We start from the raw sequence: 24,002 nt of genomic DNA, 5'->3' as shown, positions 1-24,002 counted from the left end.
ATCAGCGCTTGGTTATCGCGTCCACAACGGCCGCAAGGGCCGATGCGATCTTCGCGGCGTCGGTTCCGCCGCCTTGGGCGACATCGTCCTTGCCGCCGCCGCCCCCGCCGAGGATTCCCGCGGCCACGCGGACCAGGGCACCTGCCTTGACGCCGGCTTCGCGCGCAGCCTCGTTGGTGGCCACGATAATGACGGGACGGTCGTTGCTGACACCGGCTACGGCAACCGTGGAGGCGTCGGAGCCGAGCCGGTTGCGCAGGTCCATGGCGAGGCTGCGGAGGTCGTCCGCTCCCCCGACCTGGCCGGCGTCGTGTGCCACTACCCTGACGCCTGCGGCATCCCGGGCCGTGGCGACGAGGTTCCCGGCGGCTGCAGTCAGCTGCTCTTTGCGGAGGCGGTCGAGTTCTTTCTCGGTTGCCTTGAGCTTGGCCAAGGTGCTGGAGATGCGGTCGGCCAACTGGCCCGACGGGACCTTGAGCATCTCCGTGAGCTCGGTGACCAGCGCGCGCTCGGCTGCGAGGTGCCGGAAGGCGTCCAGGCCAACAAAGGCTTCCACGCGGCGGTTTCCCGAACCGACGGACTGTTCGCCGAGCAGCGACAGGCTGCCGATGAGGGAGGTGTTGGCCACGTGGGTGCCACCGCAGAGTTCACGGGACCACGCGCCGTCGATCTCCACAACACGGACTTCGCTGCCGTAGTTCTCGCCGAAGAGGGCCATGGCGCCGAGGGCCTTCGCTTCAGCGAGGCCCATGATCTTGGTGTCCACCCGGAAGTTGTTCCGGATCGCGATGTTGGAGACCTCTTCGATCTCGGACCGCGTGGCGGCGCTCAGCCCCTCGCCCCAGGCGAAGTCGAAGCGCAGGTAACCGGCCTTGTTGAAGGAGCCGCGCTGGGTGGCCTCCGGGCCGAGGATCTGGTGCAAGGCGGCGTGCACGATGTGCGTACCCGTGTGTGCCTGCTCCGCGGCGTGGCGGCGTTCGCGGTCGACGGCGGCGCGCACCAAGGCGTCCGAGGCGATTTCGCCTTCGCGGACGATCGCCTTGTGGACGCTCAGGCCCTTCACGGGGCGCTGGACGTCGAGGACCTCGACGACGAAACCGTCACCGGTGATGAGGCCCTTGTCGGCCGACTGGCCGCCGGCCTCCGCGTAAAACGGCGTCTCGTTCAGCACGAGCTCGATTTCGTCGCCCGTCGAAGCGTGGGCAACACGCCGGCCGGAGCTGACGATCCCGCGGACGCGGGCCTCGCCTTCCAGCTCGGTGTAACCGGTGAAGACGGTCTCGCCTTCGGCCAGGAGCTCCTGGAAGGCTGAGACATCGGCGTGTCCGCCCTTCTTGGACTTTGCATCTGCCTGCGCACGCTGGCGTTGTTCGAGCATGAGGCTGCGGAATTCGGCTTCGTCAACCTTCAAGCCGGCTTCCTCGGCCATTTCGAGGGTGAGATCGATCGGGAACCCGTAGGTGTCGTGCAGCGCGAAGGCATCCTCGCCGGACAAGGGCTTTCCGGCAGCCTTGGAGAGCACCACGGCTTCCTCGAGGCGGGCAGTGCCGGAGGCGATGGTGCGCAGGAAGGCCTTTTCTTCGGCATAGGCAATGCGGCTGATGCGATCGAAGTCGGTCTCCACCACGGGGTAGACGCCCTTCATGGCGTCGCGGGAAGCCGGCAGCAACTGCGGGAGGCAAGCCTCTTCGACGCCGAGGAGGCGCATGGCACGGACGGCACGGCGGATCAGCCGGCGCAGGACGTAGCCGCGGCCCTCGTTGGACGGGGACACGCCGTCGGAGATCAACATGAGCGCCGAACGGATGTGATCGCCAACAACGCGCATTCGCACGTCGTCCGTGTGATGAGGGTCGTCGGGAGACTCGGCGGAGGTGTACTCCTTGCCGGACAGGGCCGCGACCCTGTCGATGACGGGACGGACCTGGTCCGTTTCGTACATGTTTTCAACACCCTGCAGGATCATCGCGAGGCGCTCCATGCCGAGGCCGGTGTCAATGTTCTTCTTGGGCAGCTCGCCAACGATGTCGAAGTCCACCTTCGAGCGGACGTTTTCGATCTGGTACTGCATGAACACGAGGTTCCAGATTTCGACATAGCGGTTTTCGTCCGCGATGGGACCGCCTTCGGCGCCATAGGCCGGGCCGCGGTCGTAGTAGATTTCCGAGCACGGACCGGCAGGACCAGGCTGCCCGGTGGACCAGTAGTTGTCCGCCTTTCCCATCCGCTGGATGCGCGAGGCGGGGATTCCCGTGTTCTTGAGCCACAAATCCTGGGCTTCGTCGTCTTCCTCGTAGACCGTCACCCACAGGCGCTCAACATCGAGACCATAGCCGCCGTCGTCGACGCTCTTCGTGAGCAGTTCGAAGGCAAACTTGATGGCGTCTTCCTTGAAGTAGTCCCCGAAGGAGAAGTTTCCGCACATCTGGAAGAACGTCCCGTGGCGGGCGGTCTTGCCGACTTCCTCGATGTCGCCGGTGCGGATGCACTTCTGCACGCTCGTGGCGCGGTTGAAGGGCGGTTCCTCGCGGGCGGTCAGGTAAGGAATGAACGGAACCATGCCGGCCACAGTGAAGAGAAGGGAAGGGTCGCTGGATACGAGCGACGCTGAGGGAACGGCGGTATGGCCCTTGCTGACAAAAAAGTCCACCCAGCGTTTGGTGATCTCCTGCGACTTCATTAGCTGATTACTTACCCTTCTCAATTCACTGCACATGAGTTTGTGCGCGGTTTTGGCATGTGCCATCGCCGCAGCTTCTAATTCTGCCCTGTTGACGGCCGCTTGGGCGAACCGCGGTGCCTGGCGGCTGCTTAACGGCTCCCTGCGTCGGACTCCGCGATGCCGAGCGCGGCACGGAGGTCGACTTCGCGTTCATTCATTCCGGCGCGCACGGCATCGGCGAAGTCGTAGACGCCGTCAGCCAGTCGCGCTACCGCGCGGTTCAGGCCGTCGGGACCAATACTGGCCTGTGCTTGGGTGATCTTGCGGAAGGCGATGACCCCGATTGCCACGCCGATTCCCATCCAGACAATTCTTTTCACAGTGTTCCTGACTTACGAACGGATTCAGCGGCTGCGGCGGCCACTGCTCGGCTTGCGGCGGGCGGCAAAAGCAGAGCGCACTCCATAGCTGAAAGCTGCCACCTTGATGAGCGGCGAACCGACTGTTGCGGCCACCAGCGAGGACAAAGCAGAGATGTTGGCGGAGGCATCGGAAACGTTTGAAGTGATCCCGTCCACCCTTTTCAGCTGCTGGTTGGTGGTGGACACCGTTGCCGTGACTTCGTCCATCAGGGGCGTTGCTCCGTCGCTCAAGGAGCGGATGGAGGTGCGGACTTCATCGAAGACGCGCCCGAGTTTGAGGATCGGCACGGCCAACAGCACCACAAGGAGCGCGAAAACTCCGGCCGCGATCAGGCCTGCAATATCGCCACCAGTCATGGACACTCATCTCCTAGCATTTGTTGCGTTGCCGTTGGTGCTCGATCTCGATCGACACGGGTACCCCCGGCGTGGCTTCCCCAAGTACCTTACATACAAAAAAGCCCGCGGCGCGTGCCACGGGCTTCTTTGTAGGTGCTTGCTGGAAATCAGCGAGCGTAGAATTCGACCACGAGCTGCTCTTCGCAGGTCACGGGGACCTCAGAGCGCTTCGGGCGACGAACCAGGCGTGCCTGCAGGGCGTCGATCTTGACGTCCAGGTAAGCCGGAACGGAGTTCAGCACGTGTGCACCGGCAGCTGCAACCTGGAACGGAGCCATGACTTCGCTGCGGCTGTGAACGTGGATGAGCTGGCCTTCAGCAACGCGGAACGACGGGCGGTCCACGCGGATGCCGTCAACGAGGATGTGGCGGTGCACAACCAGCTGGCGGGCCTGGGCGATGGTGCGGGCAAAGCCGGCACGCAGCACGAGGGCGTCGAGACGCATTTCGAGCAGTTCGATCAGGTTTTCACCGGTCAGGCCCTTGGTGCGACGTGCTTCTTCGAAGGCACGGGTCATCTGGGCTTCGCGGATGCCGTACTGGGCGCGCAGACGCTGCTTTTCGCGCAGACGTACGGCGTAGTCGGAGTCCTGCTTCTTGCGGGCACGGCCATGCTCACCGGGGCCGTACGGACGGCGCTCCATGTACTTGGCGGCCTTGGGAGTCAGAGCGATGCCGAGTGCACGCGAAAGGCGTGCGGTACGGCGAGCACGAGTGTTGTTAGCCACTTGTGTCCTTCCAATATCTGCGGTGTGTCAGTGTTACTGGCCTCCATGAGGGAGAGCATCGGCCAACCGCTGCCTTTTGCTACGGGGCGCAGGGCACAGCACCAAAACCTTGGTTTTGATGGATTGTGCGCCCGAGCCTTGCCAGACAAGCATCTAGCCTACCATGACGCCTACTTGCCGCGGATGATCCGGCGCAGCCGCTCGAGCCTGGGAGCAATATCCCGTTCCGCACCGTTTGCCGTGGGTTCGTAATAGTCCTTGCCGACGAGGTCATCCGGCGCGTACTGCTGGGTGGCTACGCCGTGCGGGGCATCGTGGGCGTACTTGTAGCCCTGGCCGTGGCCCAGGCCCTTCGCCCCTTGGTAATGCGCATCCCGCAAGTGTGCGGGGATCCCGTTCCCCATCCCCGCACGCACATCGGCGATGGCCTTGTTGATGCCCATATACGCGGCATTCGATTTGGGCGCCGTCGCCAGGTGCACCACGGCTTCGGCAAGGATGATCCGCCCCTCGGGCATGCCGATCAACTGCACTGCCTGGGCTGCCGCGACTGCGGTCTGCAGCGCCGTGGGATCTGCCATGCCGATGTCCTCGGCAGCCGAAATGACGATCCGGCGGGCCACGAAGCGCGGATCCTCGCCGGCTTCGAGCATGCGGGCCAGGTAGTGGAGGGCCGCGTCGACGTCTGAACCGCGGATCGACTTGATGAACGCGCTGGCGACGTCGTAGTGCTGGTCGCCGGCGCGGTCATACCGGACCGCGGCCACGTCCAGTGCCCGCTCCGTGTGGCGGAGTTCGACGACGACCGGAGCCTCCGGGGCGCCGTCGCCGGCCAGCCCGGGCTCTTCGGAAGCGTCGCCGCCGTCGGGGGCGTTCCGGTCTCCGTAGGCGACGCCGGCAGCGGCCTCAAGAGCGGTGAGCGCGCGGCGGGCATCTCCCCCGGACAAGCGGACCAGATGCTCGAGGGCTTCCGGAGTGAGCTCCACTCCGCCGGCCAAGCCGCGTGCATCGGCGACGGCCCGTTGCAGGAGCGCCTCGATGTCGCTGTCAGTGAGCGGTTTGAGGGTGAGCAGGAGTGATCGCGAGAGCAGCGGGGAGACTACCGAGAACGAAGGGTTTTCGGTAGTGGCGGCGACCAGGACCACCCACCGGTTCTCGACGCCCGGAAGCAGTGCGTCCTGCTGGGCTTTGTTGAAGCGGTGGATCTCGTCCAGGAAGAGCACGGTGGTGGTCCGGTAGAGATCCCGGGCAGTCAAAGCGTTTTCCATGACCAGCCGGACATCTTTGACGCCCGCGGTAATGGCGGACAATTCGACGAACTTCCGGCCCGGTCCGCGGGCGATGACGTGTGCCAGAGTTGTCTTCCCCGTGCCCGGGGGTCCCCACAAAATGACCGAGCTCGGACCGGCAGGACCGGCTGCGTCGGCCCCCGCGGCAAGCTGACGCAAGGGGGAACCTTTGCCCAGCAAGTGCTGCTGGCCCACAACGTCGTCAAGCGTCCGGGGCCTCATACGGACAGCCAAAGGGCTCCGCGGCGACGATGGACGTCCTGTTCTGGAACTGTCCGGATCCGCCGCCTGGCTGCCGGGGTCGTCGTCGTTGTCCGCGCCGGCACCAAAGAGATCTTCCACATGGATAGGCTACTCATGATTCCAGCTAAGGAGACATCGACGTGGAGACCCGGCCATCCGGCCCCAACGAAAAGCAGCAGCCAGGGGCGGGACGCACCGCTTTCATCCCCGGTCCGCGCGTGACCGGCTGGGTGGAGCGCTTCGCCGCGAGCCATGGCGCCGTTGCGGAAGAACCCGACGACGGCGGTACCCTTCTGCGGGCGGCTGACGGCGCCACCGCGCTATTGAAGGCTCCCTGGCCTGTCGATGGCAGGCCCGGCAAGGGAACCACCACGGTTGAGCGCCTGGCGTCGCTTGCTTCACAGGAACGGCGGCTCGGTATCGTCCTGGTGCGCCGCGGCGGCTACGCGGTGGGCGTCGTGAGCGGCGGCACAGTGTCTGCGTCCAAGTCGGGGTCCCGTTACGTGCAGTCACGCTCCGCGGCAGGCGGATCCTCACAGCAACGCTTTGCCCGGCGGCGCGAGAACCAAGCCAACGCGCTCACGGAGGCCGTGGCCGGATATGCCGCCGGCGTGTTCGCCGGACACAGTATCGAATACCTGGTCCTGGGCGGAGACGCCGCGCTGTCCGCGGCAGTCCTGGCGGAAGCGGCGTTGAAAGAATACGCATCGCGGACAAGGCTCGCGTTCCTGGCGGTCGCCGATCCCAATGCGACAGTGCTGCGCCGTGCCGCGGCGGATGCGTGCGCGGTGCGGATACAGGTCACTGATCCGCCGTAGCGGACCGCAGCGCCACTAGCAGCCCGACAACGCCCGTTGCGGGCGCGCCTGCCGGTAGAGATACCTGCCGCGCTCCGTGAATCCGGCGCCCTCGTACAGAGCCTGGGCAGCGGTATTCGAGGCCATCGCGAGCAGCCAGAACCCTGACACGCCTCGGTGACCGCCAGCCGTCAGAAGGGCGTCAAGCACTTGGCGCCCGAAGCCCCGCCGACGGTGTCCGGCCGCGGTTGCCATGCAGTAGATGCCTCCCCTGCCGTCCACCAAGGCAAGGCGTCCGACGGCGGCCGGGACGCCGTCGTCGTCCGTCACGAGGGCGTAGACCGAGGGGCAAGACACGAGGATCTTCCGGGCGATCTCCAGCTCGGCGTCGCCGCCGCGCCCGTCGACGGACCACCACAGCCGCAGCCACTCTTCGGACGGCTCCTCGGAGATCTCGACGTCGTTCGGCAGGTCACCGCGGGGAGCGCCGGGAGGTGTGTCAGCCGCGCGGACCAGGATGAGGGTCTCGGATTGCCGGGTGAATCGCTGCGCATCGAGCACAGCGTTGAGGCCCGCGCTCCGCTCGTCGTCGAAGACCTGGAAGATCAGCGGCAGGCGCCGGGAGCGATACCACTGCGAGGCGGCCCGTACTGCAGACTCGTGGTCATCGGCCTCTTCCCTCGGCCAGACCGAGTTGGCCCGCTGGGTGACGCCACCGGCCGCACGCATGACCCATCCCCCGGTGTCCTCACGATCCAGGGCCGGCCAAGCGTGGTCCATCAGCGCTTCGATCAATGCCAGGCTCATCTCCTGCGCCACGCGTCCTCCTCGAAATCAATCGCCGTCATGGTACGCCGGAGGCCCCCGCGATATGCGGGGGCCTCCGGGCTACTTCTGCGGTGTCCTGCTACTCCGGCTTGGCTGCCGGCGCTGCCTGGGCCTTGGCTTCAGGCTTGAAGTCAACTCCGGCTTCCTTGCGCTGCTGCGCCGTGATGGGCGCGGGAGCAGCGGTCAGGGGGTCGTAGCCGCCGCCGGACTTCGGGAACGCGATGACGTCGCGGATCGAGTCGACACCGGCCAGCAGGGCCACCACGCGGTCCCAGCCGAAGGCCATGCCGCCGTGCGGAGGTGCGCCGTACTTGAAGCCCTCCAGCAGGAAGCCGAACTTGGTCTGCGCGTCTTCCTTGTCCAGGCCCATGAGCTCGAAAACGCGCTCCTGCACGTCGCTCTCGTGGATACGGATGGACCCGCCGCCGATTTCATTGCCGTTGCACACGATGTCGTAGGCGTAGGACAGGGCCGCTTCCGGGTCCTTGTCGAAGGAGTCCAGGAACTCGGGCTTCGGGGAGGTGAAGGCGTGATGCAGGGCCGTCCACTGTCCGCCACCGACCGCGACGTCACCGGAGGCGACTGCTGCGGCTGCAGGTTCGAACATCGGCGCGTCGACGATCCAGACGAAGGCCCAGTCCTTGGGATCGATCAGGCCGGTGCGGTGGCCGATCTCCACGCGGGCAGCTCCCAGCAGAGCGCGGGACGGGGACTTCTCGCCAGCGGCGAAGAAGATGCAGTCGCCGGGCTTGGCACCCACAGCGTCAGCCAGGCCGGCCCGCTCGGTGTCCGTGAGGTTCTTGGCAACGGGACCCGTGAGTTCGCCATCTTCCTTGAACAGCACGTACGCGAGGCCCTTGGCGCCGCGCTGCTTGGCCCATTCCTGCCAGGCGTCCAGCGCGCGGCGGGCCTGCGAGGCTCCGCCGGGCATGACGACGGCGCCGACGTACGGTGCCTTGAAGACACCGAAATTCGTGTCCTTGAAGAACTCTGTCAACTCGGTGAGTTCCAGGCCGAAGCGCAGGTCCGGCTTGTCGGAGCCGTACTTGGCCATGGCCTCGTGGTAGGTCATGCGGCGGATCGGCGTCGGGATTTCGACGTCGATCAGCTGCCACAGTGCCTTGACGATTCGTTCGCCAAGCTCGATGATGTCGTCCTGGTCAACGAAGCTGGCCTCGATGTCGAGCTGCGTGAATTCCGGCTGGCGGTCCGCACGGAAGTCCTCGTCGCGGTAGCAACGGGCGATCTGGTAGTACTTTTCGAAACCACCAACCTGGAGCAGCTGCTTGAAAAGCTGCGGCGACTGCGGAAGCGCGTACCAGGAACCCGGTGCCAGACGCGCCGGAACAACGAAGTCGCGGGCGCCTTCCGGCGTCGAACGCGTCAACGTGGGAGTTTCGATCTCCACGTAACCCTGCTGGTGAAGCAGTTCGCGGGCCACGCGGTTCGCTTCGGAGCGCAGCCGCAGGTTGTGAGCGGGGCCGGGGCGGCGCAGGTCGAGGTAGCGGTGCTTGAGCCGTGCTTCCTCGCCGACCTCAACGTGCTCGTCAATCTGGAACGGGAGGGGATCCGAAGTGTTGAGAATCACGACCTTCTCGGCGATGACCTCGATCTCACCCGTGGCGAGGGCCGGGTTCTCGTTGCCCTCGGGACGCTTGCTCACGGTGCCCACGATCTGCAGCACGTATTCATTGCGCAGGCCGTGGAAGACCTCTTCCTCGCGGACAACCACCTGGGCGACACCGGACGCATCACGCAGATCGACGAAGGCCACGCCACCGTGATCTCGGCGGCGGCCTACCCAGCCTGCCAGGGTGACGGTCTGTCCAATGTGCTCGGAACGCAAGGATCCGAGGTCATGTGTGCGCAGCACAGCATTCCTTTCAACATGATTTACAGGATCATGACAAAACGATCCCGTTCGAGTTTACCCGTACGGATGATGCACGGCCCCACCAGGCCAGGCCGGTTCCCGGCGACGTTGGCCGGGTTGACGCCCTTGGGGCGCCGGTGCGTGCCTAGCGCGTGGTGATGCGGACGTGGAGATCCTCGGGCGACGGCTCCCAGCTGGCCGGATCCGCGTCGACTTGCTCACCGGTGCGGATGTCCTTCACTTGGTGCTTGCCGTCGTCGTCGGTGAACCAGACGAAGGGAATGCCGCGTCGATCGGCGAATTTGATCTGCTTGCCGAACTTCTCTGCCTTCGCCGCAACTTCGGTTGCGATCCCCCGTCCGCGCAGCTGCGCCGCGACGTCCTGGGCGGCAGACCAGCTGTCGTCGTTGTTCAAGGCCACGAGCACGGCCGTGGGCACCGAGCGCGACGCCGTCGCGAAGTCCTGGCTGAGGATGCGGGAGACGAGGCGGGTCACCCCGATCGAGAGGCCGACGCCGGGAAACTTGCGGTTGCCCTTGCTGGCAAGGGCGTCGTAGCGGCCTCCGGAGCAAATGGAACCGAGCTGCTCGTGACCCACCAGGACGGTTTCGACGACGGTGCCGGTGTAGTAGTCGAGGCCCCGGGCGATGCTGAGGTCGGCAACAACCTTCCCGGGGGCACGCTGCACGGCGGCTTCGATGACTTGTTCCAGCTCACTGAGGCCCTCTTCAAGAAGCTCGTCCGAGACGCCAAGCGCCCGGACCTGGCCCACGAAGGACGTGTCCTCGGTGCGGATGCCTGCAAGCTTCAGCGCGAGTGCCGCCTGCTCATCCGTGGCGCCAAGCTCGTTCCTGAGCAACTCGGCAACTTTCGCTTCGCCGATCTTCTCAAGCTTGTCGATGCTGCGAAGGACCCCGGCAGTGTCCATGAGGCCGATGCCGCGGTAGAAGCCCTCCGCCAGCTTGCGGTTGTTGATGCGCAAACGGAAGTCCGGGATGGGGAGGGCGCCCAGCGCTTCCGCAATCACGAGGGCAATCTCGACGTCGTAGCGGAACGGCAACTCGCCGTCGCCCACCACGTCGATGTCCGCCTGCGTGAACTCGCGGGCGCGGCCTTCCTGGGGACGTTCTCCCCGCCATACCTTCTGGATCTGGTAGCGGCGGAACGGGAAGGCAAGGTAGCCGGCGTTCTCGACGACGTAGCGGGCAAACGGCACCGTGAGGTCGAAGTGGAGGGCCAGGGCATGGGGATCTGCCTTGTCGGACTTTCCGCCCTCGCCGGCGGCGTCTTCGTCTTCCTGGAGGCGACTGAGTCCGTACACCTCTTTGTCGATCTCGCCCTTGCGGAGGAGCTGGCCCACTGTTTCCACAGCGCGGGTCTCGATGGAAGAGAAGCCATGGAGTTCGAACGTCTTGCGCAGCGTGTCCAGCACATGCAATTCCACCAACCGCTCCTGGGGAAGCCACTCGGGGAATCCGGACAGGGAGGCGGTACGAGCCATGGTGGAATTTTCTCCTCAACGATTGCGCGGGTCGGACCGCCGCCACGAACCACGGCCGATTCGGCTTAGCTTGGGCGGGCGTCCAGCCAGTCATGCATAAACTATGTGCGGCAGCCAGTTTATGCTTTCGGCGCCTGCACATCTAATGCAGGCACCACGGTCTGGCTTGCTTGCGATGGAAGCTTGTCCAGACAACCAGGAGGACCTTTGTCTACAAGGCCGCGGGACAACCGTGAAGCCAAACGGCGCATCAGGCAGATGGAAGCCAAGCGCGAGCTTCGGCGTGCACAGGGCAAGCGCCGCCGCAGGGACAACGTGATCGCCGTCGGCGTGGGTGCCGCCGCCTTGATTGCCGCCGTCGTGCTCCAACTCACGGTGTTCAACTCGAACCCGAGCGAGTCGGAGTTCGCCGCGGCGCAGGCCGGACTGAGTTCGCCGTCGGCCTCAGCCTCTGCGAGCCCTTCCGCTTCCGCCGCCGCGACAGGCTCGAATAGTGCCGGCATTCCCAAACCGGACACCGCTGCAGGGAAGACTTTCGTCGGCCAGCTCAGCCTCAACGGAGGCGCCGTCGGCGTCGAACTGGATGGTACGACGGCTCCCCAGGCCGCGGCCGTGTTCAAATCGCTGACTGATGCGAGCTACTACAGCGGGCTCAAGTGCCCTCGACTGACCACCGCTGACAACTTCGCGGTGCTGCAGTGCGGAGCCAAGGGCGCGGACACCACCGATGACCCCAACTTCCACTGGGGACCGCTGGAGAACACGCCCGCCAACAACACCTACCCGGCCGGAACCATCGCCGTCGCCAGGACGGGCAATAACGCCTACGGCAACGGGCACCAGTTCTTCATCGTGTACAAGGACACGGTCATTCCCCCGGATTCTGCCGGCGGGTACACGGTGGTGGGCAAGGTGACGAGCGGCATGGATGTCGTGACGAAGATTGCCCAGGCAGGTATTAATCCGGGCAGCAGCGCCACCGACGGCGCCCCTGTGGCACCTGTCACGATAGACTCGTTTTCTCTGAAGTAACCAGCCCGGGCCACGGTCCACGGCGCATTACCTTAGTAATCCCTCCAAGCGAAAGACTTTTAGCGGTGACAGACAGTCAGAAATCCGACGAAACTGCAGTAGTGGCCAACGAAGAAGAGACTCAGGCGCCGGCGGCCGGGCAAACCGGCGTCGAATCAGCTGCCCCGGCAGACGACGCGGCCGAGTCCGCGCCGAAGCCTGCTTCTCCGGCACCGCGTCCTGCCCCCTCGCATGCGCCTTCTCCGGCGGCATTTGCTGCCCGCCCGAAAGCCTCGCCCAGCGTGATTCCGGCCGCGCCGGCGGCCCAGCCTACGGCTGTGTCCCTCGCGGAAGCCGCAAAGTGGGGGCGAGCCGAGGGTGATGGCCACGTCTTCCTGACCATCGACGGCGAAGAGCAGCCGGTGGGACAGTACCCGGGAGTGAGCACCGACGAGGCGCTGGGATACTTCGCCCGGAAGTACGACGACGTCGTGGCGCAGATCGTTTTGATGGAACACCGCGTGGAGTCCAAGGCCCCCGCAACCGACATGCAGAAGACGGTCGAGCACCTGCGCGAGCAGCTTGCCGAGCGGAACATGGTGGGCGACATTCGCACTGCGGAAGCCCGTCTCGATGCCCTGGCCGGACAGATTTCCGAGTTGGAGAAGTCAGAGAAGGCCGCGCACGACGCCGCCCGCTCCGCGGAACTCGCGGCACGCGAGGCGATCGTTGCCGAGGCCGAATCCATCGCGTCCCAGGATCCGTCCCAGGTGCAGTGGAAGACGTCGAGCGCCCGCATGAACGAACTCTTCGAGAGCTGGAAGACGGCCCAGAAGAACGGCATCCGGCTTGGCCGAAGCAACGAGGACGCCCTGTGGAAGCGGTTCCGCTCGGCGCGTACCGTCTTCGACCGCCACCGCCGCGCCTACTTCTCCCAGTTGGACAGCACCAACTCGGCCGCGAAGGTCGCCAAGGAACAGCTGATCGTCGAGGCAGAAGCACTCTCCAGCTCCACGGACTGGGGTTTCGCGGCCGGCGAATACCGCCGCCTCATGGATCAGTGGAAGGCAACTCCCCGTGCAAGCCGCAAAGACGATGACGCCCTCTGGCTCCGTTTCCGCGCAGCCCAGGACGTCTTCTTCAGCAACCGCCAGGCGGCCAACGACGAGATCGACCAGCAATACACTGCCAACCTTTCCGTCAAGGAAGAGCTCATCGTCGAGGCCCAGGCCCTGCTGCCGATCACGGACCTCAACGCTGCCAAGAAGGCCTTGCAGTCCATCCGTGACCGCTGGGAAGAAGCCGGAAAGGTCCCCCGCGCCGACATGGGCAGGATCGAAGCCGGCCTGCGCAAGGTCGAGGACGCCGTCCGCGACGCCGAAGAGGACAAGTGGCGCCGGAGCAATCCGGAGACAAAAGCCCGCACCAACAGCGCCCTGTCACAACTCGAGGCAGCCATCGCCGGCCTCAAGGAAGACCTGGAAAAGGCTGAAAAGGCCGGAGACCAGCGCCGCATCAAGAACGCCCGTGAGGCCCTTGAGGCCCGCGAGGCTTGGCTGGACCAGATCCAGCGTTCAGCGAGCGACCTCGCCTAGTAGTACAGCTTGATCGAACAGGCTCCGTCCCGGTTATCCACATAGCCGGGACGGGGCCTGTTCCCGTTGCGGCGGCCACGCAATGATTGCTGGATGGCCCCGAGAATACCGCCCTCGCAGCACCAGGTCGTCCCTGCCCAGGAACTGTACGCCCCTAGCCCCCTGTTCACGTGGGCCGAGCTGCAATCGATGGCCGCGGACGGTGTGCTGACCCCGCTCTACGAGAAGAGCTTCACGCCTCCCGGCCTGGTCGTCACGCCGAGGCTTCGCGCCCGCGCGGCCGCCCTGGTGGTTCCGGACCGTATTCGCAGGAAGGTCATTGCAGGCCGCATGACGGCAGCCTGGATCTACGGTTGCGCGGATGCTCCCGAAAAACTTTCGCTCCTGGTGGATGCCAAACACCGTATATCGAGCGTGCGTTCGGCCCGTGGCTGCATCCTGCATGAAGTCCGCTTGGGCCAACTGGACGTGGTCAGCATCGGCGGCCTGCTCGTGACCAGTCCGCTCCGGACGGCCGTCGATGTGGCGCTTCACGTCGAAGCGGACCGGGCCCTGCCCGCACTGAGAATGCTGCTGTCCCAAGAGGAACTGGGCGTCCGGCTGCGCCTCGTCACCCTCGCGGTGGAGGCGTCCGCGAGGGTGCCTCACAAAAAGGCTGCCTTGCGCAAGCTCGCCGCGCTGGCTCTGAGCGCTGACCCGCCGCCGGCCGGAGCATTCCAACCCAAGGAGGCCGCGTGAGATGCTTCGATTCAGCTTCTCCTGCGGTTCCCCGTGGTCCTGTAGACGTCGAAGACGCCGTCGATCCGGCGCACAGCGCTGAGTACATGGTGCAGGTACTTCGGGTCGCCCATTTCGAAAGCGAAGCGGGAGATGGCAACCCGGTCGCTGGACGTGTGCACCGAGGCTGCGAGGATGTTGACGTGGTTTTCGGACAGCACGCGGGTGACGTCCGAGAGCAACGACTTCCGGTCCAGTGCTTCCACCTGGATCTCAACGAGGAAGACGCTGGATTGGGTCGGTGCCCACTCGACCTCGACGATGCGATCGGGCTGGTCACGGAGATCCGAGACATTCGTGCAGTCCGTGCGGTGTACCGACACTCCCGAGCCCCGGGTCACGAACCCGAGGATCGGATCGGGCGGTACGGGCGTGCAGCAGCGGGCCAGCTTCACCCAGACATCCCCGACGCCCCTGACTATGACGCCGGAGTCCGAGTACCGGGTCTTCTGGAGTTGCGAGGGAATACTGACTTCGTCGAGGTCCTCATCGGGCGTCTCATGGCCTCCGAGGTGCTCCATGAGCTTTTCCATGACGGACTGCGCCGAAGTATGGCCGTCGCCCACACCGGCGTACAGGCCGGAAATGTCGACGTAGTGGAACTCCTCTGCCACCGTGGACAGGGCGTCATGCGTCATGAGTCGCTGCAAGGGCAGGTTCTGTTTGCGCATCGCCCGGGTCAGCTGGTCCTTGCCGCGCTCGATGGCCTCTTCGCGGCGTTCCTTGCTGAACCACTGGCGGATCTTGTTGCGGGCCCGGGCGCTCTTGACGAAATGCTGCCAGTCCTGGCTCGGTCCTGCGCCTTCGGCCTTCGAGGTGAAGATCTCCACCCAGTCGCCATGATTGAGTTCGCTGTTGAGCGGTACCAGCTTGCCGTTGACGCGCGCACCTATGGTCCGGTGCCCCACCTCGGTGTGGACCGCATAAGCGAAGTCCACAGGCGTCGATCCAGCCGGCAACGCCATGACTTCGCCCTTCGGGGTGAAGACGAACACCTCGCGGGCGTTGATCTCGAAACGGAGCGAATCCAGGAACTCGCCCGGATCCGACGTTTCCTGCTGCCAGTCGACCAAGGAACGCAACCAGCCCATGTCGCCGTCCTTCGGGCTCCCCGGGCCGACGGCGGTCCGGTTGGGTTGGTCCTTGTACTTCCAGTGCGCTGCGACGCCGTACTCCGCGCGGCGGTGCATTTCGTGCGTGCGGATCTGGATCTCGACGGGCTTGCCACCAGGGCCGATGACCGTGGTGTGCAGGGACTGGTACATGTTGAACTTCGGCATGGCGATGTAATCCTTGAACCGCCCCGGCAGGGGGTTCCACCGCGAATGCAAGGTGCCAAGAGCCGCATAACAGTCACGGACGGAATCCACCAGGACGCGCACGCCCATGAGGTCGTTGATGTCGTCGAAGTCCTTGTCCCGGACGATCATCTTTTGGTAGATCGAGTAGTAATGCTTGGGGCGGCCCGTGATCGTGGCCTTGATGCGTGCGACCCGCAGGTCTTCGGCAATCTGGTTGCGGATGACGCTCAGGCTCTTCTCGCGTTCCGGAGTACGGTCCCCCACCATCCGGACGATCTCCTCGTACACCTTCGGGTACAAGGCGGCGAAAGACAGATCCTCAAGTTCCCATTTGATGGTGTTCATGCCGAGGCGGTGGGCCAGCGGCGCAAAGATCTCCAGGGTTTCGCGTGCTTTGCGTGCGGACGACTCTGCGGAAACAAAACGCCAAGTGCGGGCATTGTGCAGACGGTCCGCAAGCTTGATCATGAGCACGCGGATGTCCTTGGCCATGGCCACAACCATCTTGCGGACAGTCTCGGACTGCGCGGCCTCACCGAACTGGACCTTGTCGAGCTTGGTGACACCGTCCACGAGCATCGCGACTTCCGGGCCGAAATCACGGGTCAGGTCAGCGAGGGTGTAGGGAGTGTCCTCCACAGTGTCGTGCAAAAGCGCGGCGGCCAGGGTTGTTCCGGTGAGCCCCAGTTCCGCGAGGATCGTGGCCACCGCCACGGGGTGCGTGATGTACGGATCGCCGCTCTTCCGTTTCTGCCCCTGGTGGCTGCGTTCGGCCACCGTGAAGGCACGTTGGATCAGATCGAGGTCTTCCTTGGGGTTGTTGGCCCTGACCGTCCGCAGCAGCGGTTCGAGGATGGGCGAATAGGTGCTCGCGCCCCGTCCGGTCAATTTCGCCAGCCTGGAACGCGTCCGCTCGCGCCGTCCGGGGAACGTCGGGCGCACGCCCGGGCTGTCCACGGGCACACCATCCACCGTGCTGCCCGTAGCTGCAGTTGCGGTGCCGGGCACGCGGCTCAGGCCGTCCTCTCCGCCCGCCGGCGGCGCCGACGTCGTACGTTCCTCCACAAAAGCACCTCTCACGACTGACTTAATTCTCCCAGTCTATTCCCGCGGTAGACCTCTCCAAGAACCGGTACCCAGATGACGGAACCGGGAACGAAAAAGGCCGGTCACCGCTTTTCAGCGGTGACCGGCGCTTCGAGGGGAAAACGAGGCTAAACGGCCGCGGCTTCCGGGTTCGAGCTGGCGGCTGCCGCTCGTCGGGTAGCGACCTTCTTGGCCTGCTTCTGCAGCTCGGGTTCGCTCTGGCGCAGCCAGGCGTAGAGCGGAGCCGCGATGAAGATCGTCGCCGCGGTACCGATCAGGATGCCGACGAACAACGCGAGGGACAGGTCGCGGAGCGTGCCGGCGCCGAGCAGCCCGGCACCGATGAAGAGAATCGCGGCGACCGGCAATACTGCCACCATCATGGTGTTGATGGAGCGCACCAACGTCTGGTTGACGGCGAGGTTGACCTCTTCGGCAAAAGTGCGACGGCTGGAGGTGGTGATGTCCGAGGTGTTTTCACGGATCTTGTCGAAAACAACCACGGTGTCATACAAGGAGTAACTGAGCACCGTGAGGAAGCCGATGATGGCTGACGGGGTCACTTCGAAATCGCTCAAGGAGTAGACACCGGCCGTGGTGAACATCGTCACCAGCATGCCGGCGAGGGCAGAGACAGACATCTTCCAGGTGCGGAAGTACAAAGCCATCAAGAGAGCGGCCAGGCCTACGAACACCGCGAGGCCAATGAGGGCCTGCTTGGTGACGTCCTGCCCCCAGGTCGGGCCGATGAACGTCGAGGTCACTTGGCTTTCGGTGACGCCGTAGACCTTTGCGAGGTCCGTTTTGAGCTTGACGGTCTGGTCATCGCTGAGTTTGTCCGTCTGGATACGCATGGTGTTGCCTGCGACGTTGGCGACGCGCGGAACCGCACCGGGAACGACGTCGTGGACGGCCTTCTCACCCGGGGCTGAATCCGTGGTCTTCACGTTGGATACCGTGAACTCGGAACCGCCCCGGAAGTCGATTCCGAGGTTGTAGCCGCCCTTGACCACCGGCAGGAGGATGGAGATCGCCACTGCCACTGCGGCGATGATGAACCAGATCTTCTTGCTGGAGACGAAGTTGTAAGAGCGCTTGCCCGTGTAGAGCTCGTTGCCGAACTTTGCGAAGCTCGTGGTCATTACTTCTCCTCCTTGGTGCCGTTGGAAGAACCAGCCAGCTGGGCTTGCTTTTCGGCAAGCCGACGTTCGGCAATAGTCATGCGGCGCTCGGCTTCAGCGGCAGCACCGGTGTTGCGGGCGCGGACGACGGCGGGCTTCTCGGTCGGCGTGCGGAGCCTGCCGGCACCGAGGTAGAGCGGCACGGCGCCCAGTCGCTCGGGGTCGAGGCCTGAGAAGCGGTGTCCTTCGCCGAAGAACTTCGTCTTGGCCAGCACCTGGAGCGTCGGGTGCGTGAACATGAACACGACCAGGAGGTCCGCCAACGCGGTGAGGCCAAGGGTGAAGGCGAAGCCGCGGACGTTTCCAACAGCGACGAAATACAACACCAAGGCAGCGAGCAGGTTGACGGCCTTGGAGGCAAGGACCGTCCTCTTGGCGCGCCTCCAACCGTTCGCGACGGCGGACACGAGGCCCTTGCCCTCACGAAGTTCGTCACGGATGCGTTCGAAGTACACGATGAAGGAGTCCGCTGTTTGACCGATGGCCACGATGAGACCTGCCACACCGGCCAAGGACAGCCGGTAGTTCTCAGTCCACCCAAGGATCGCGATCGCGAGGTAGGTGAGTCCACCGGCCACCACGAGGGAGAGGATCGTGACGAAGCCCAGGGCCCGGTACTGGAACAGCGAATAGACCACCACAAGCAGGAGCCCGATCACACCGGCCAACAGGCCAAGGCGCAACTGCTCGCCACCGAGGGTTGCGGAAATCTGCTCTTCGGACTGGATATCGAAGCTGATGGGCAACGCGCCGTAGCGAAGCTGGTCCGACAATGCCTGCGCGGACGCCTGCGTGAAGTTGCCGGTGATCTGCGGCTTGCCGTCGGTGATCACGGCGAGGGCACGCGGTGCGGAAATGACCTGGTCATCCAGGACGATGGCGAACTGGGCCTTGGGGTCGTTGCCGCCCTGGGCCTGCGATGCCACGTAGAACTGGTTGAGCCGCTGCGTCACGTCCTTGAAGGTCTTGGTGGCGTTGGCGTCGAACGTGATCGTCACGCCCCATGCATTGGTCACCGAGCCCTGTGCGCCCTGGACGGGGTCGAAGGAGGACGACACGATGTCCTGGCCCTTCACTTCAACCGGGCCAAGGATGTACTTGACGGCGGGAGTCGTGGCCGTTGCCGGCTCGCAGGTCACCAGAGGCTTGGCCGGATCCGACCGCGGCTGCTTGTCCTGCGCAGGATTGGCGCAGTCCAAGGCTTCGAAGGCTTTGTAGACGTCCGCCGTGACCCAGTTGCTGTCGCTGGCGTTGGTTGGCGCAGCCGTTGGCTTGGGCAGGCTGGCATCAGGCGTCCGCGATGCCACCGGAACGGGAGCAGGATCGCCGGTGGTGATCACCGGTCGGAAGTTCATGTCGGCAGATGCCTGGATCAAGGCACGGGTTTCCGAACTTGGCGTCCCGGGAAGGCTCACCACGACGTTACGGCCGGACTGCGTGGTGATTTCCGCTTCGGCAACGCCGGAGCTGTCAACGCGCTGTCGGATAATCGCAACGGCTTGGTTCAACTGTTCTTCGTTGATGCCGGTGGATCCTTCGACCTTGGGCGCGAGGATCATTTGCGTGCCGCCCTCGAGGTCAAGCGCAAGCTTGGGAGCCCAGCTTGCGTGACCGGTGATGACGCCGCCCCCGAGGACTGCTGTCAGTACAGCGAATATTGCGACAAGCCAGATCAGCACCCTGCGGGCTGCATTTTTGTGGCCGGTTCGTGCCATGTTCGATCTTCCTGTTGATGACGGAACAGCCGCCGACGTGCACTTGTGAGCGCAGGCCGGCGGCGATTCATTGCCGTAGAGCTATTCCCGCTTGTAGAGCGGGTACGGGCTAGCTGTCCTTCTTGCCCTCGTCGTTGAGGCGCCTGAGGGTTTCCTCCGGGGTTTCCGAGGATGCCGACGCCTCGGCATCAGCGGCCGTCAGCGACGACGCGTCGTCCGGGACGTCAACCGGGGTTTCCTCGACAGGCTCAACGATCTTGGTAACGGCCTGGCGGTGCACCGTGGCGAGGTTGCCCGGTGACAGCTCAAGGACAACCTTGTTCTCAGCGTCGTCCATCGCGACAATTCGGCCGAACAGGCCGAAACTGGTCATGACCTCAACGCCGGGGGCGAACTGGGATTGCAGCTTGGCCTGCTGTTGCTGCGTCTTCTTGTTGCGGCGGAACATCATGAAGATGAAGACGCCGAGCATGGCAAACAGCAGGATTGTCATTGGATCCACAGGGAAGTTCCGTTCTTTACTTACGTTTTTGGTTTCACGGCCATGTCTGCCCGGTGGATCCGGCGGCCGTGGAGCTTTCGCCCGCGTGGCCGCACAATGCTCCGACGGGCGGGCACAGAACCAAGGACTCGAACGTGCCGAGTGTCATACCAGTCTAGAGGGTTAAGCTGAATGGATCGTGCTATCGGCCGGTGTCGATGCTTTCAGCGCCGTTTTCGCTGTCCTCGAACAGGGCGAGGGGATCCTGCCCGAACACTCCTGCCGGCACCGCATATCCAAGGTGCGTCCATGCTGACGCCATGGCGATCCGGCCGCGCGGCGTCCGGCCCAATAGGCCTTCGCGCACCAGGTACGGCTCAGCGACCGTTTCCACAGTCTCCGGCTCTTCCCCGACGGCGATTGCAAGGGTGGAGAGCCCCACGGGGCCACCGTTGAACTTGAGGATCAGCGCTTCCAGCACGGCACGGTCCAAGCGGTCCAATCCACGCTGGTCCACCTCGTACATGTCCAACGCCGCGGAGGCTGCACGCGCATCGATCTGTTCGATGCCGTGAACCAAAGCCCAGTCCCGGACGCGGCGCAGCAGCCGGTTGGCGATGCGCGGAGTTCCGCGGGAACGGCCCGCGATCTCGCTGAAGCCGGCGGAATTGACCTTGAGATCTAGCAGTCCGGCCGAGCGGCGCAGCACCAGTTCGAGCTCCGCAACGGAATAGAACTCCAGATGCCCTGTGAAACCAAAGCGGTCACGCAGCGGTCCAGGCAGCAATCCGGCCCTCGTGGTGGCCCCGACGAGGGTGAAGGGCGGCAACTCAAGCGGGATGGCAGTGGCGCCGGCGCCCTTGCCCACCACGATGTCCACACGGAAGTCCTCCATGGCCATGTAGAGCATTTCCTCTGCGGGCCGGGACATCCGGTGGATTTCATCGAGGAAGAGGACTTCACCCTCCGAAAGCGAAGAGAGGATGGCCGCGAGGTCTCCGGCATGCTGGATGGCCGGCCCGCTGCTGATACGCAAGGGAGCGTTCATCTCGGCGGCGATAATCATGGAGAGCGTGGTCTTCCCGAGCCCCGGAGGGCCCGACAGCAGGACGTGGTCCGCGCTGCGGCCGCGCATCCTCGAGGCTTCCAGGACGAGCGAGAGTTGCTTGCGGACGCGGTGCTGGCCCACGAAGTCGTGGAGGTTCTTCGGGCGCAGTGCTGCCTCGATGATGCGCTCTTCGGGTTCCTCTCCCCCGGTAACGAGGGATTGCTCAGCCACGGCTGCCTACCCGGTTTCCGGCTCGGGCGCCGTCCTGCCCAAGCCAGCGAAGGGTTGCTCGCAGGATCTGCGCGACGTTGCCGGCGTCGGCGAGTTCCGGGGAATCGGCCATAGCCTTGTCGATGCTCCCGGCGGCGTCCTTTTCCGACCAGCCGAGGCTCGTCATGGCAGCTACCACCTGCGGCTTCCACGCGGACTCGGCGGCGACGGCGGGGGCAGCCCCCGGAGCGGTGCCGTGGGGTACGAGCTTGCCCGCAAGCTCGAGGACGATCCGGCCGGCCACCTTCGGGCCGATGCCCGGCACCTTGGTGAATGACTTGGCGTCACCGGAATGGGCGGCGACGCGGATCGCCTCGGGCTCATGGACGGCGAGGACTGCGAGGGCCAGCCGCGGTCCCACACCGCTCACACTGAGCAGGACATCGAAAACTTCCCGTTCGTCGTCGTTCGAGAAACCAAAGAGCGTCAGGGAGTCCTCCCGGACGATCAACGAAGTGAACAGCTTCGCTTCCTCGCCGACATGCAGGTGGCTGAGGGTTTGGGGCGTGGCGTAGACGCTCATTCCGGCGCCGTTGAGATCGATGACGGCCGTGGAGAGACTGACGTGTGCCACGGTTCCGCGGAGAAAACTGATCAAGACCCGGCTCCTGAAGTACTGCCCCGTGCATGCTGCGCTTGCATCCAACACGCGGGGGCTATCCGAACATATCTACGAATACCCTAGCAAGGGCCGCTGACAATTACCGGCCGCGGCGCGCTTTCGCTTCGGCTTCCGCCCATGCCCGCTGGGCCGGCGTGAGCGCGCTGCTCCCCGGTCCGGTGGTGGCAACGGCGGCGCCGCTCCCGGCCCGCCACGCGTGCGTGACGGCGAGGGCCAGCGCGTCCGCGGCGTCGGCCGGACGGGGCGGGGCGTCCAGGCGCAGGATCTTGGTGATGAGCTTGGTCACCGCCTCCTTGTTGGAGGTGCCGCTTCCCGTGACGGCGGCTTTGACTTCCGACGGCGTGTGAAGCGCCACCGGGATGCCGCGCCGCGCTGCCGCCGCGATGACCACCCCGGACGCTTGGGCCACGCCCATGACAGTGCTGACGTTCAACTGGGAGAAGACCCGTTCGACCGCAAGAACGTCTGGCTTGTACAGGTCCAGCCATTCGTCGATGGCCTTGGCGATGACCAGCAGGCGCTGGTCCAATGACTGTTCCGGGGAGGTTCCCACGACGCAGACGGCCACCATGGTGGCGCGCCTGTTCCGTTCGACGTCGACCACTCCGATGCCGCAACGGGTGAGGCCCGGATCGACTCCTAGTACGCGAAGAGTCAAGTCCGGGCCTCCCTGCTGGTTGTCAGGCTATGTCGCAAAAAGCATTATTCGGCTTCGAGCGCAGCCTGGACTTCCTCGCTCATGTCCGCGTTGGTGTAGACGTTCTGCACGTCGTCGAGATCCTCGAGGGCGTCGACGAGCTTCATGAACTTCTTGGCACCGTCGACGTCAAGCGGTACCTGCATGGACGGGACGAATTCAGCTTCGTCCGTCTCGTATTCGATGCCGGCTTCCGTGAGGGCTTCGCGGATGGCCTGCAGATCGGTGGGTTCCGAGTGGATTTCCCAGTTGTCGCCGCTGTCCTTGACTTCCTCGGCGCCTGCGTCGAGCACGGCCATCAGGATGTCGTCTTCGCTGAGACCGTTCTTGGGCAGGTTGACGACGCCCTTGCGGGAGAAGAGGTAGCTCACGGAGCCGGGGTCGGCGATGGTGCCGCCGTTGCGGGAGATGGCCAGCCGGACCTCGGAGGCAGCACGGTTCTTGTTGTCCGTGAGGCACTCGATCAGGAGGGCTGAACCCTGCGGGCCGCGGGCTTCGTACATGATTTCCGTGTAGTCGACCACTTCGCCGGTCAGCCCGGCTCCGCGCTTGATGGCGCGGTCGATGTTGTCAGCGGGGACCGACGTCTTCTTGGCCTTGGTGACGGCTAGTTCCAGGCTCGGGTTGCCGGCAAGGTCCGGTCCGCCCATGCGGGCCGCGACTTCGATGTTCTTGATCAGTTTGGCGAACGACTTGGCCCGGCGGCTATCGAGGATGGCCTTCTTGTGCTTGGTCGTCGCCCATTTCGAGTGGCCTGACATGCTTTAAACTTCCCCTCTGATCATTCGAATAAACAATTCATGCACGCGCTTCTCCCCAGTCACTTCCGGGTGGAAGGAGGTGGCCAGCAACCGACCTGAGCGCACTGCAACAATTCTAGCCAACCCGTGCAAAGTGTCCGTGTGGCTGGCTTTTCCCGGTTCCACCTGGGCAAGGATTTCGACGCCCGGACCGACGCGCTCCACCCATGGTCCCCGGATGAAGACGGCATGGACGGGGTCGACGCCGGACTCGCCGGCGCTGAACTCGAGGCCCTTGAAGTCAAGGTCGGTTTCGAAAGACTCCCGCTGCCGGCCGAACGCGTTGCGGCGGACCGTGATGTCCAACCCGCCGAAAGTCTGCTGCGGATTCCCGGCGAGGTCCGTGGCGGGATCTGCGATGTCGTCTGCCAGGAGGATCATTCCGGCGCAGGACCCATAGACCGGCAGCCCGGACGCGATCTGCTTACGGATCGGATCCGCGAGTTCGAAGATGCGCGCCAGCTTGTCGATGGTGGTGGACTCGCCGCCGGGAATGATGAGGCCGTCAATGTCGTCGAGTTCCGCCGGACGCCGGATGCCGACGCCGGTGGCGCCGGCCGCTTCGACGGCGTGGATGTGCTCACGAAAATCGCCTTGTAGTGCGAGGACGCCGATGCGCAGGCCGGTGCCCACGCTTGATGACGCCTCGGAAGGGGGATTGGTCATTCGACCATCA

The 24,002-nt window shown here is 64.7% G+C and carries 21 protein-coding genes; 4 read left to right on the top strand and 17 right to left on the bottom strand.

Annotated elements, in window-relative coordinates; all coding sequences use genetic code 11:
• Position 1: 1 nt before the first annotated feature.
• From alaS to OIT41_RS10535, 5 genes are all read right to left on the bottom strand, one after another.
• Complete coding sequence (gene alaS / locus OIT41_RS10555) at positions 2–2,680, bottom strand: alanine--tRNA ligase (RefSeq protein ID WP_264636431.1); 2,679 nt, start codon at positions 2,678–2,680, stop codon at positions 2–4.
• A gap of 131 nt (positions 2,681–2,811) precedes the next feature.
• Positions 2,812–3,024, bottom strand: coding sequence for a hypothetical protein (locus OIT41_RS10550; RefSeq protein WP_241709990.1), 213 nt, complete (start codon positions 3,022–3,024; stop codon positions 2,812–2,814).
• 42 nt (positions 3,025–3,066) lie between these two features.
• On the bottom strand, positions 3,067–3,441 hold the full coding sequence (locus tag OIT41_RS10545; protein WP_078108984.1) for a DUF948 domain-containing protein: 375 nt from the start codon (positions 3,439–3,441) through the stop codon (positions 3,067–3,069).
• Between the two features lie 149 nt (positions 3,442–3,590).
• Positions 3,591–4,211 carry a 30S ribosomal protein S4 gene (rpsD, locus tag OIT41_RS10540; RefSeq protein WP_078108983.1) on the bottom strand — a complete coding sequence of 207 codons (621 nt, stop codon included), beginning with the start codon at positions 4,209–4,211 and terminating at the stop codon, positions 3,591–3,593.
• Positions 4,212–4,381: 170 nt separating this feature from the next.
• Positions 4,382–5,842, bottom strand: a complete 1,461-nt coding sequence (locus OIT41_RS10535) for a replication-associated recombination protein A (protein ID WP_264636430.1) — start codon at positions 5,840–5,842, stop codon at positions 4,382–4,384.
• Positions 5,843–5,883: 41 nt separating this feature from the next.
• Here OIT41_RS10535 and OIT41_RS10530 point away from each other — a divergent pair, with 41 nt between their 5' ends.
• Positions 5,884–6,561, top strand: coding sequence for an acVLRF1 family peptidyl-tRNA hydrolase (locus tag OIT41_RS10530; RefSeq protein WP_241709976.1), 678 nt, complete (start codon positions 5,884–5,886; stop codon positions 6,559–6,561).
• A 15-nt stretch (positions 6,562–6,576) separates the two neighbouring features.
• Here the strand turns inward: OIT41_RS10530 and OIT41_RS10525 are convergent, their stop codons facing one another.
• From OIT41_RS10525 to hisS, 3 genes are all read right to left on the bottom strand, one after another.
• The gene (locus OIT41_RS10525) at positions 6,577–7,347 is read right to left on the bottom strand and encodes a GNAT family N-acetyltransferase (RefSeq protein ID WP_264637954.1); all 771 of its coding nucleotides are present in this window, start codon (positions 7,345–7,347) and stop codon (positions 6,577–6,579) included.
• A 100-nt stretch (positions 7,348–7,447) separates the two neighbouring features.
• Positions 7,448–9,241: an aspartate--tRNA ligase gene (gene aspS / locus OIT41_RS10520; protein ID WP_078108980.1), complete on the bottom strand. Its 1,794-nt coding sequence runs from the start codon at positions 9,239–9,241 to the stop codon at positions 7,448–7,450.
• A gap of 145 nt (positions 9,242–9,386) precedes the next feature.
• The gene (gene hisS, locus OIT41_RS10515; RefSeq protein WP_264636429.1) at positions 9,387–10,742 is read right to left on the bottom strand and encodes a histidine--tRNA ligase; all 1,356 of its coding nucleotides are present in this window, start codon (positions 10,740–10,742) and stop codon (positions 9,387–9,389) included.
• A 258-nt stretch (positions 10,743–11,000) separates the two neighbouring features.
• Here hisS and OIT41_RS10510 point away from each other — a divergent pair, with 258 nt between their 5' ends.
• The 3 genes from OIT41_RS10510 to OIT41_RS10500 all read left to right on the top strand — a co-directional run bounded on the left by OIT41_RS10510 (position 11,001) and on the right by OIT41_RS10500 (position 14,086).
• Complete coding sequence (locus tag OIT41_RS10510; RefSeq protein ID WP_370873929.1) at positions 11,001–11,774, top strand: peptidylprolyl isomerase; 774 nt, start codon at positions 11,001–11,003, stop codon at positions 11,772–11,774.
• Between the two features lie 65 nt (positions 11,775–11,839).
• A complete protein-coding gene (locus tag OIT41_RS10505; protein WP_241709979.1) occupies positions 11,840–13,348 on the top strand; it encodes a DUF349 domain-containing protein in 1,509 nt (502 codons plus the stop codon).
• A 93-nt stretch (positions 13,349–13,441) separates the two neighbouring features.
• Positions 13,442–14,086, top strand: coding sequence for a type IV toxin-antitoxin system AbiEi family antitoxin (locus OIT41_RS10500; protein ID WP_241709980.1), 645 nt, complete (start codon positions 13,442–13,444; stop codon positions 14,084–14,086).
• A gap of 11 nt (positions 14,087–14,097) precedes the next feature.
• Here OIT41_RS10500 and OIT41_RS10495 read toward each other — a convergent pair whose 3' ends face one another.
• The 9 genes from OIT41_RS10495 to pdxT all read right to left on the bottom strand — a co-directional run bounded on the left by OIT41_RS10495 (position 14,098) and on the right by pdxT (position 23,992).
• A complete protein-coding gene (locus OIT41_RS10495) occupies positions 14,098–16,491 on the bottom strand; it encodes a RelA/SpoT family protein (RefSeq protein ID WP_078108975.1) in 2,394 nt (797 codons plus the stop codon).
• A 149-nt stretch (positions 16,492–16,640) separates the two neighbouring features.
• Positions 16,641–17,654, bottom strand: a complete 1,014-nt coding sequence (gene secF, locus OIT41_RS10490; RefSeq protein ID WP_241709981.1) for a protein translocase subunit SecF — start codon at positions 17,652–17,654, stop codon at positions 16,641–16,643.
• A complete protein-coding gene (gene secD, locus OIT41_RS10485) occupies positions 17,654–19,408 on the bottom strand; it encodes a protein translocase subunit SecD (protein ID WP_241709982.1) in 1,755 nt (584 codons plus the stop codon). Before secD ends, secF begins: the two co-directional genes overlap by 1 nt.
• Positions 19,409–19,517: 109 nt before the next feature.
• Entirely contained in the window at positions 19,518–19,901 is a 384-nt protein-coding gene (gene yajC / locus OIT41_RS10480; RefSeq protein WP_241709993.1) for a preprotein translocase subunit YajC, read from the bottom strand.
• A gap of 190 nt (positions 19,902–20,091) precedes the next feature.
• Complete coding sequence (ruvB, locus tag OIT41_RS10475; protein WP_078108971.1) at positions 20,092–21,168, bottom strand: Holliday junction branch migration DNA helicase RuvB; 1,077 nt, start codon at positions 21,166–21,168, stop codon at positions 20,092–20,094.
• Positions 21,161–21,805 (bottom strand): Holliday junction branch migration protein RuvA, encoded by a 645-nt coding sequence (ruvA, locus tag OIT41_RS10470; RefSeq protein ID WP_241709984.1) that lies wholly within the window; start codon positions 21,803–21,805, stop codon positions 21,161–21,163. The genes ruvB and ruvA overlap by 8 nt, the downstream gene beginning before the upstream one ends.
• A 103-nt stretch (positions 21,806–21,908) precedes the next feature.
• Complete coding sequence (gene ruvC, locus OIT41_RS10465; RefSeq protein WP_236810689.1) at positions 21,909–22,487, bottom strand: crossover junction endodeoxyribonuclease RuvC; 579 nt, start codon at positions 22,485–22,487, stop codon at positions 21,909–21,911.
• Between the two features lie 44 nt (positions 22,488–22,531).
• The gene (locus OIT41_RS10460; protein WP_241709985.1) at positions 22,532–23,287 is read right to left on the bottom strand and encodes a YebC/PmpR family DNA-binding transcriptional regulator; all 756 of its coding nucleotides are present in this window, start codon (positions 23,285–23,287) and stop codon (positions 22,532–22,534) included.
• Between the two features lie 3 nt (positions 23,288–23,290).
• Positions 23,291–23,992, bottom strand: coding sequence for a pyridoxal 5'-phosphate synthase glutaminase subunit PdxT (pdxT, locus tag OIT41_RS10455; RefSeq protein ID WP_078108967.1), 702 nt, complete (start codon positions 23,990–23,992; stop codon positions 23,291–23,293).
• Positions 23,993–24,002: the final 10 nt, after the last annotated feature.

The organism is Arthrobacter sp. YA7-1, assembly GCF_025960325.1.
GTDB classification, from domain to species: Bacteria; Actinomycetota; Actinomycetes; order Actinomycetales; family Micrococcaceae; genus Arthrobacter; species Arthrobacter bambusae_A.
Note: the sequence above shows the minus strand (reverse complement) of the source record. Positions and strands in the feature narration are given on the sequence as shown.

Bases quoted from the DNA above. Each gene is read 5' to 3' on its own strand.
- alaS (WP_264636431.1), bottom strand. From the start codon at position 2,680: ATGAAGTCGCAGGAGATCACCAAACGCTGGGTGGACTTTTTTGTCAGC.
- OIT41_RS10550 (WP_241709990.1), bottom strand. From the start codon at position 3,024: ATGGGAATCGGCGTGGCAATCGGGGTCATCGCCTTCCGCAAGATCACC.
- OIT41_RS10545 (WP_078108984.1), bottom strand. From the start codon at position 3,441: ATGACTGGTGGCGATATTGCAGGCCTGATCGCGGCCGGAGTTTTCGCG.
- OIT41_RS10525 (WP_264637954.1), bottom strand. From the start codon at position 7,347: ATGAGCCTGGCATTGATCGAAGCGCTGATGGACCACGCTTGGCCGGCC.
- hisS (WP_264636429.1), bottom strand. From the start codon at position 10,742: ATGGCTCGTACCGCCTCCCTGTCCGGATTCCCCGAGTGGCTTCCCCAG.
- OIT41_RS10510 (WP_370873929.1), top strand. From the start codon at position 11,001: ATGGAAGCCAAGCGCGAGCTTCGGCGTGCACAGGGCAAGCGCCGCCGC.
- OIT41_RS10500 (WP_241709980.1), top strand. From the start codon at position 13,442: ATGGCCCCGAGAATACCGCCCTCGCAGCACCAGGTCGTCCCTGCCCAG.
- secF (WP_241709981.1), bottom strand. From the start codon at position 17,654: ATGACCACGAGCTTCGCAAAGTTCGGCAACGAGCTCTACACGGGCAAG.
- secD (WP_241709982.1), bottom strand. From the start codon at position 19,408: ATGGCACGAACCGGCCACAAAAATGCAGCCCGCAGGGTGCTGATCTGG.
- yajC (WP_241709993.1), bottom strand. From the start codon at position 19,901: ATGACAATCCTGCTGTTTGCCATGCTCGGCGTCTTCATCTTCATGATG.
- OIT41_RS10460 (WP_241709985.1), bottom strand. From the start codon at position 23,287: ATGTCAGGCCACTCGAAATGGGCGACGACCAAGCACAAGAAGGCCATC.
- pdxT (WP_078108967.1), bottom strand. From the start codon at position 23,992: ATGACCAATCCCCCTTCCGAGGCGTCATCAAGCGTGGGCACCGGCCTG.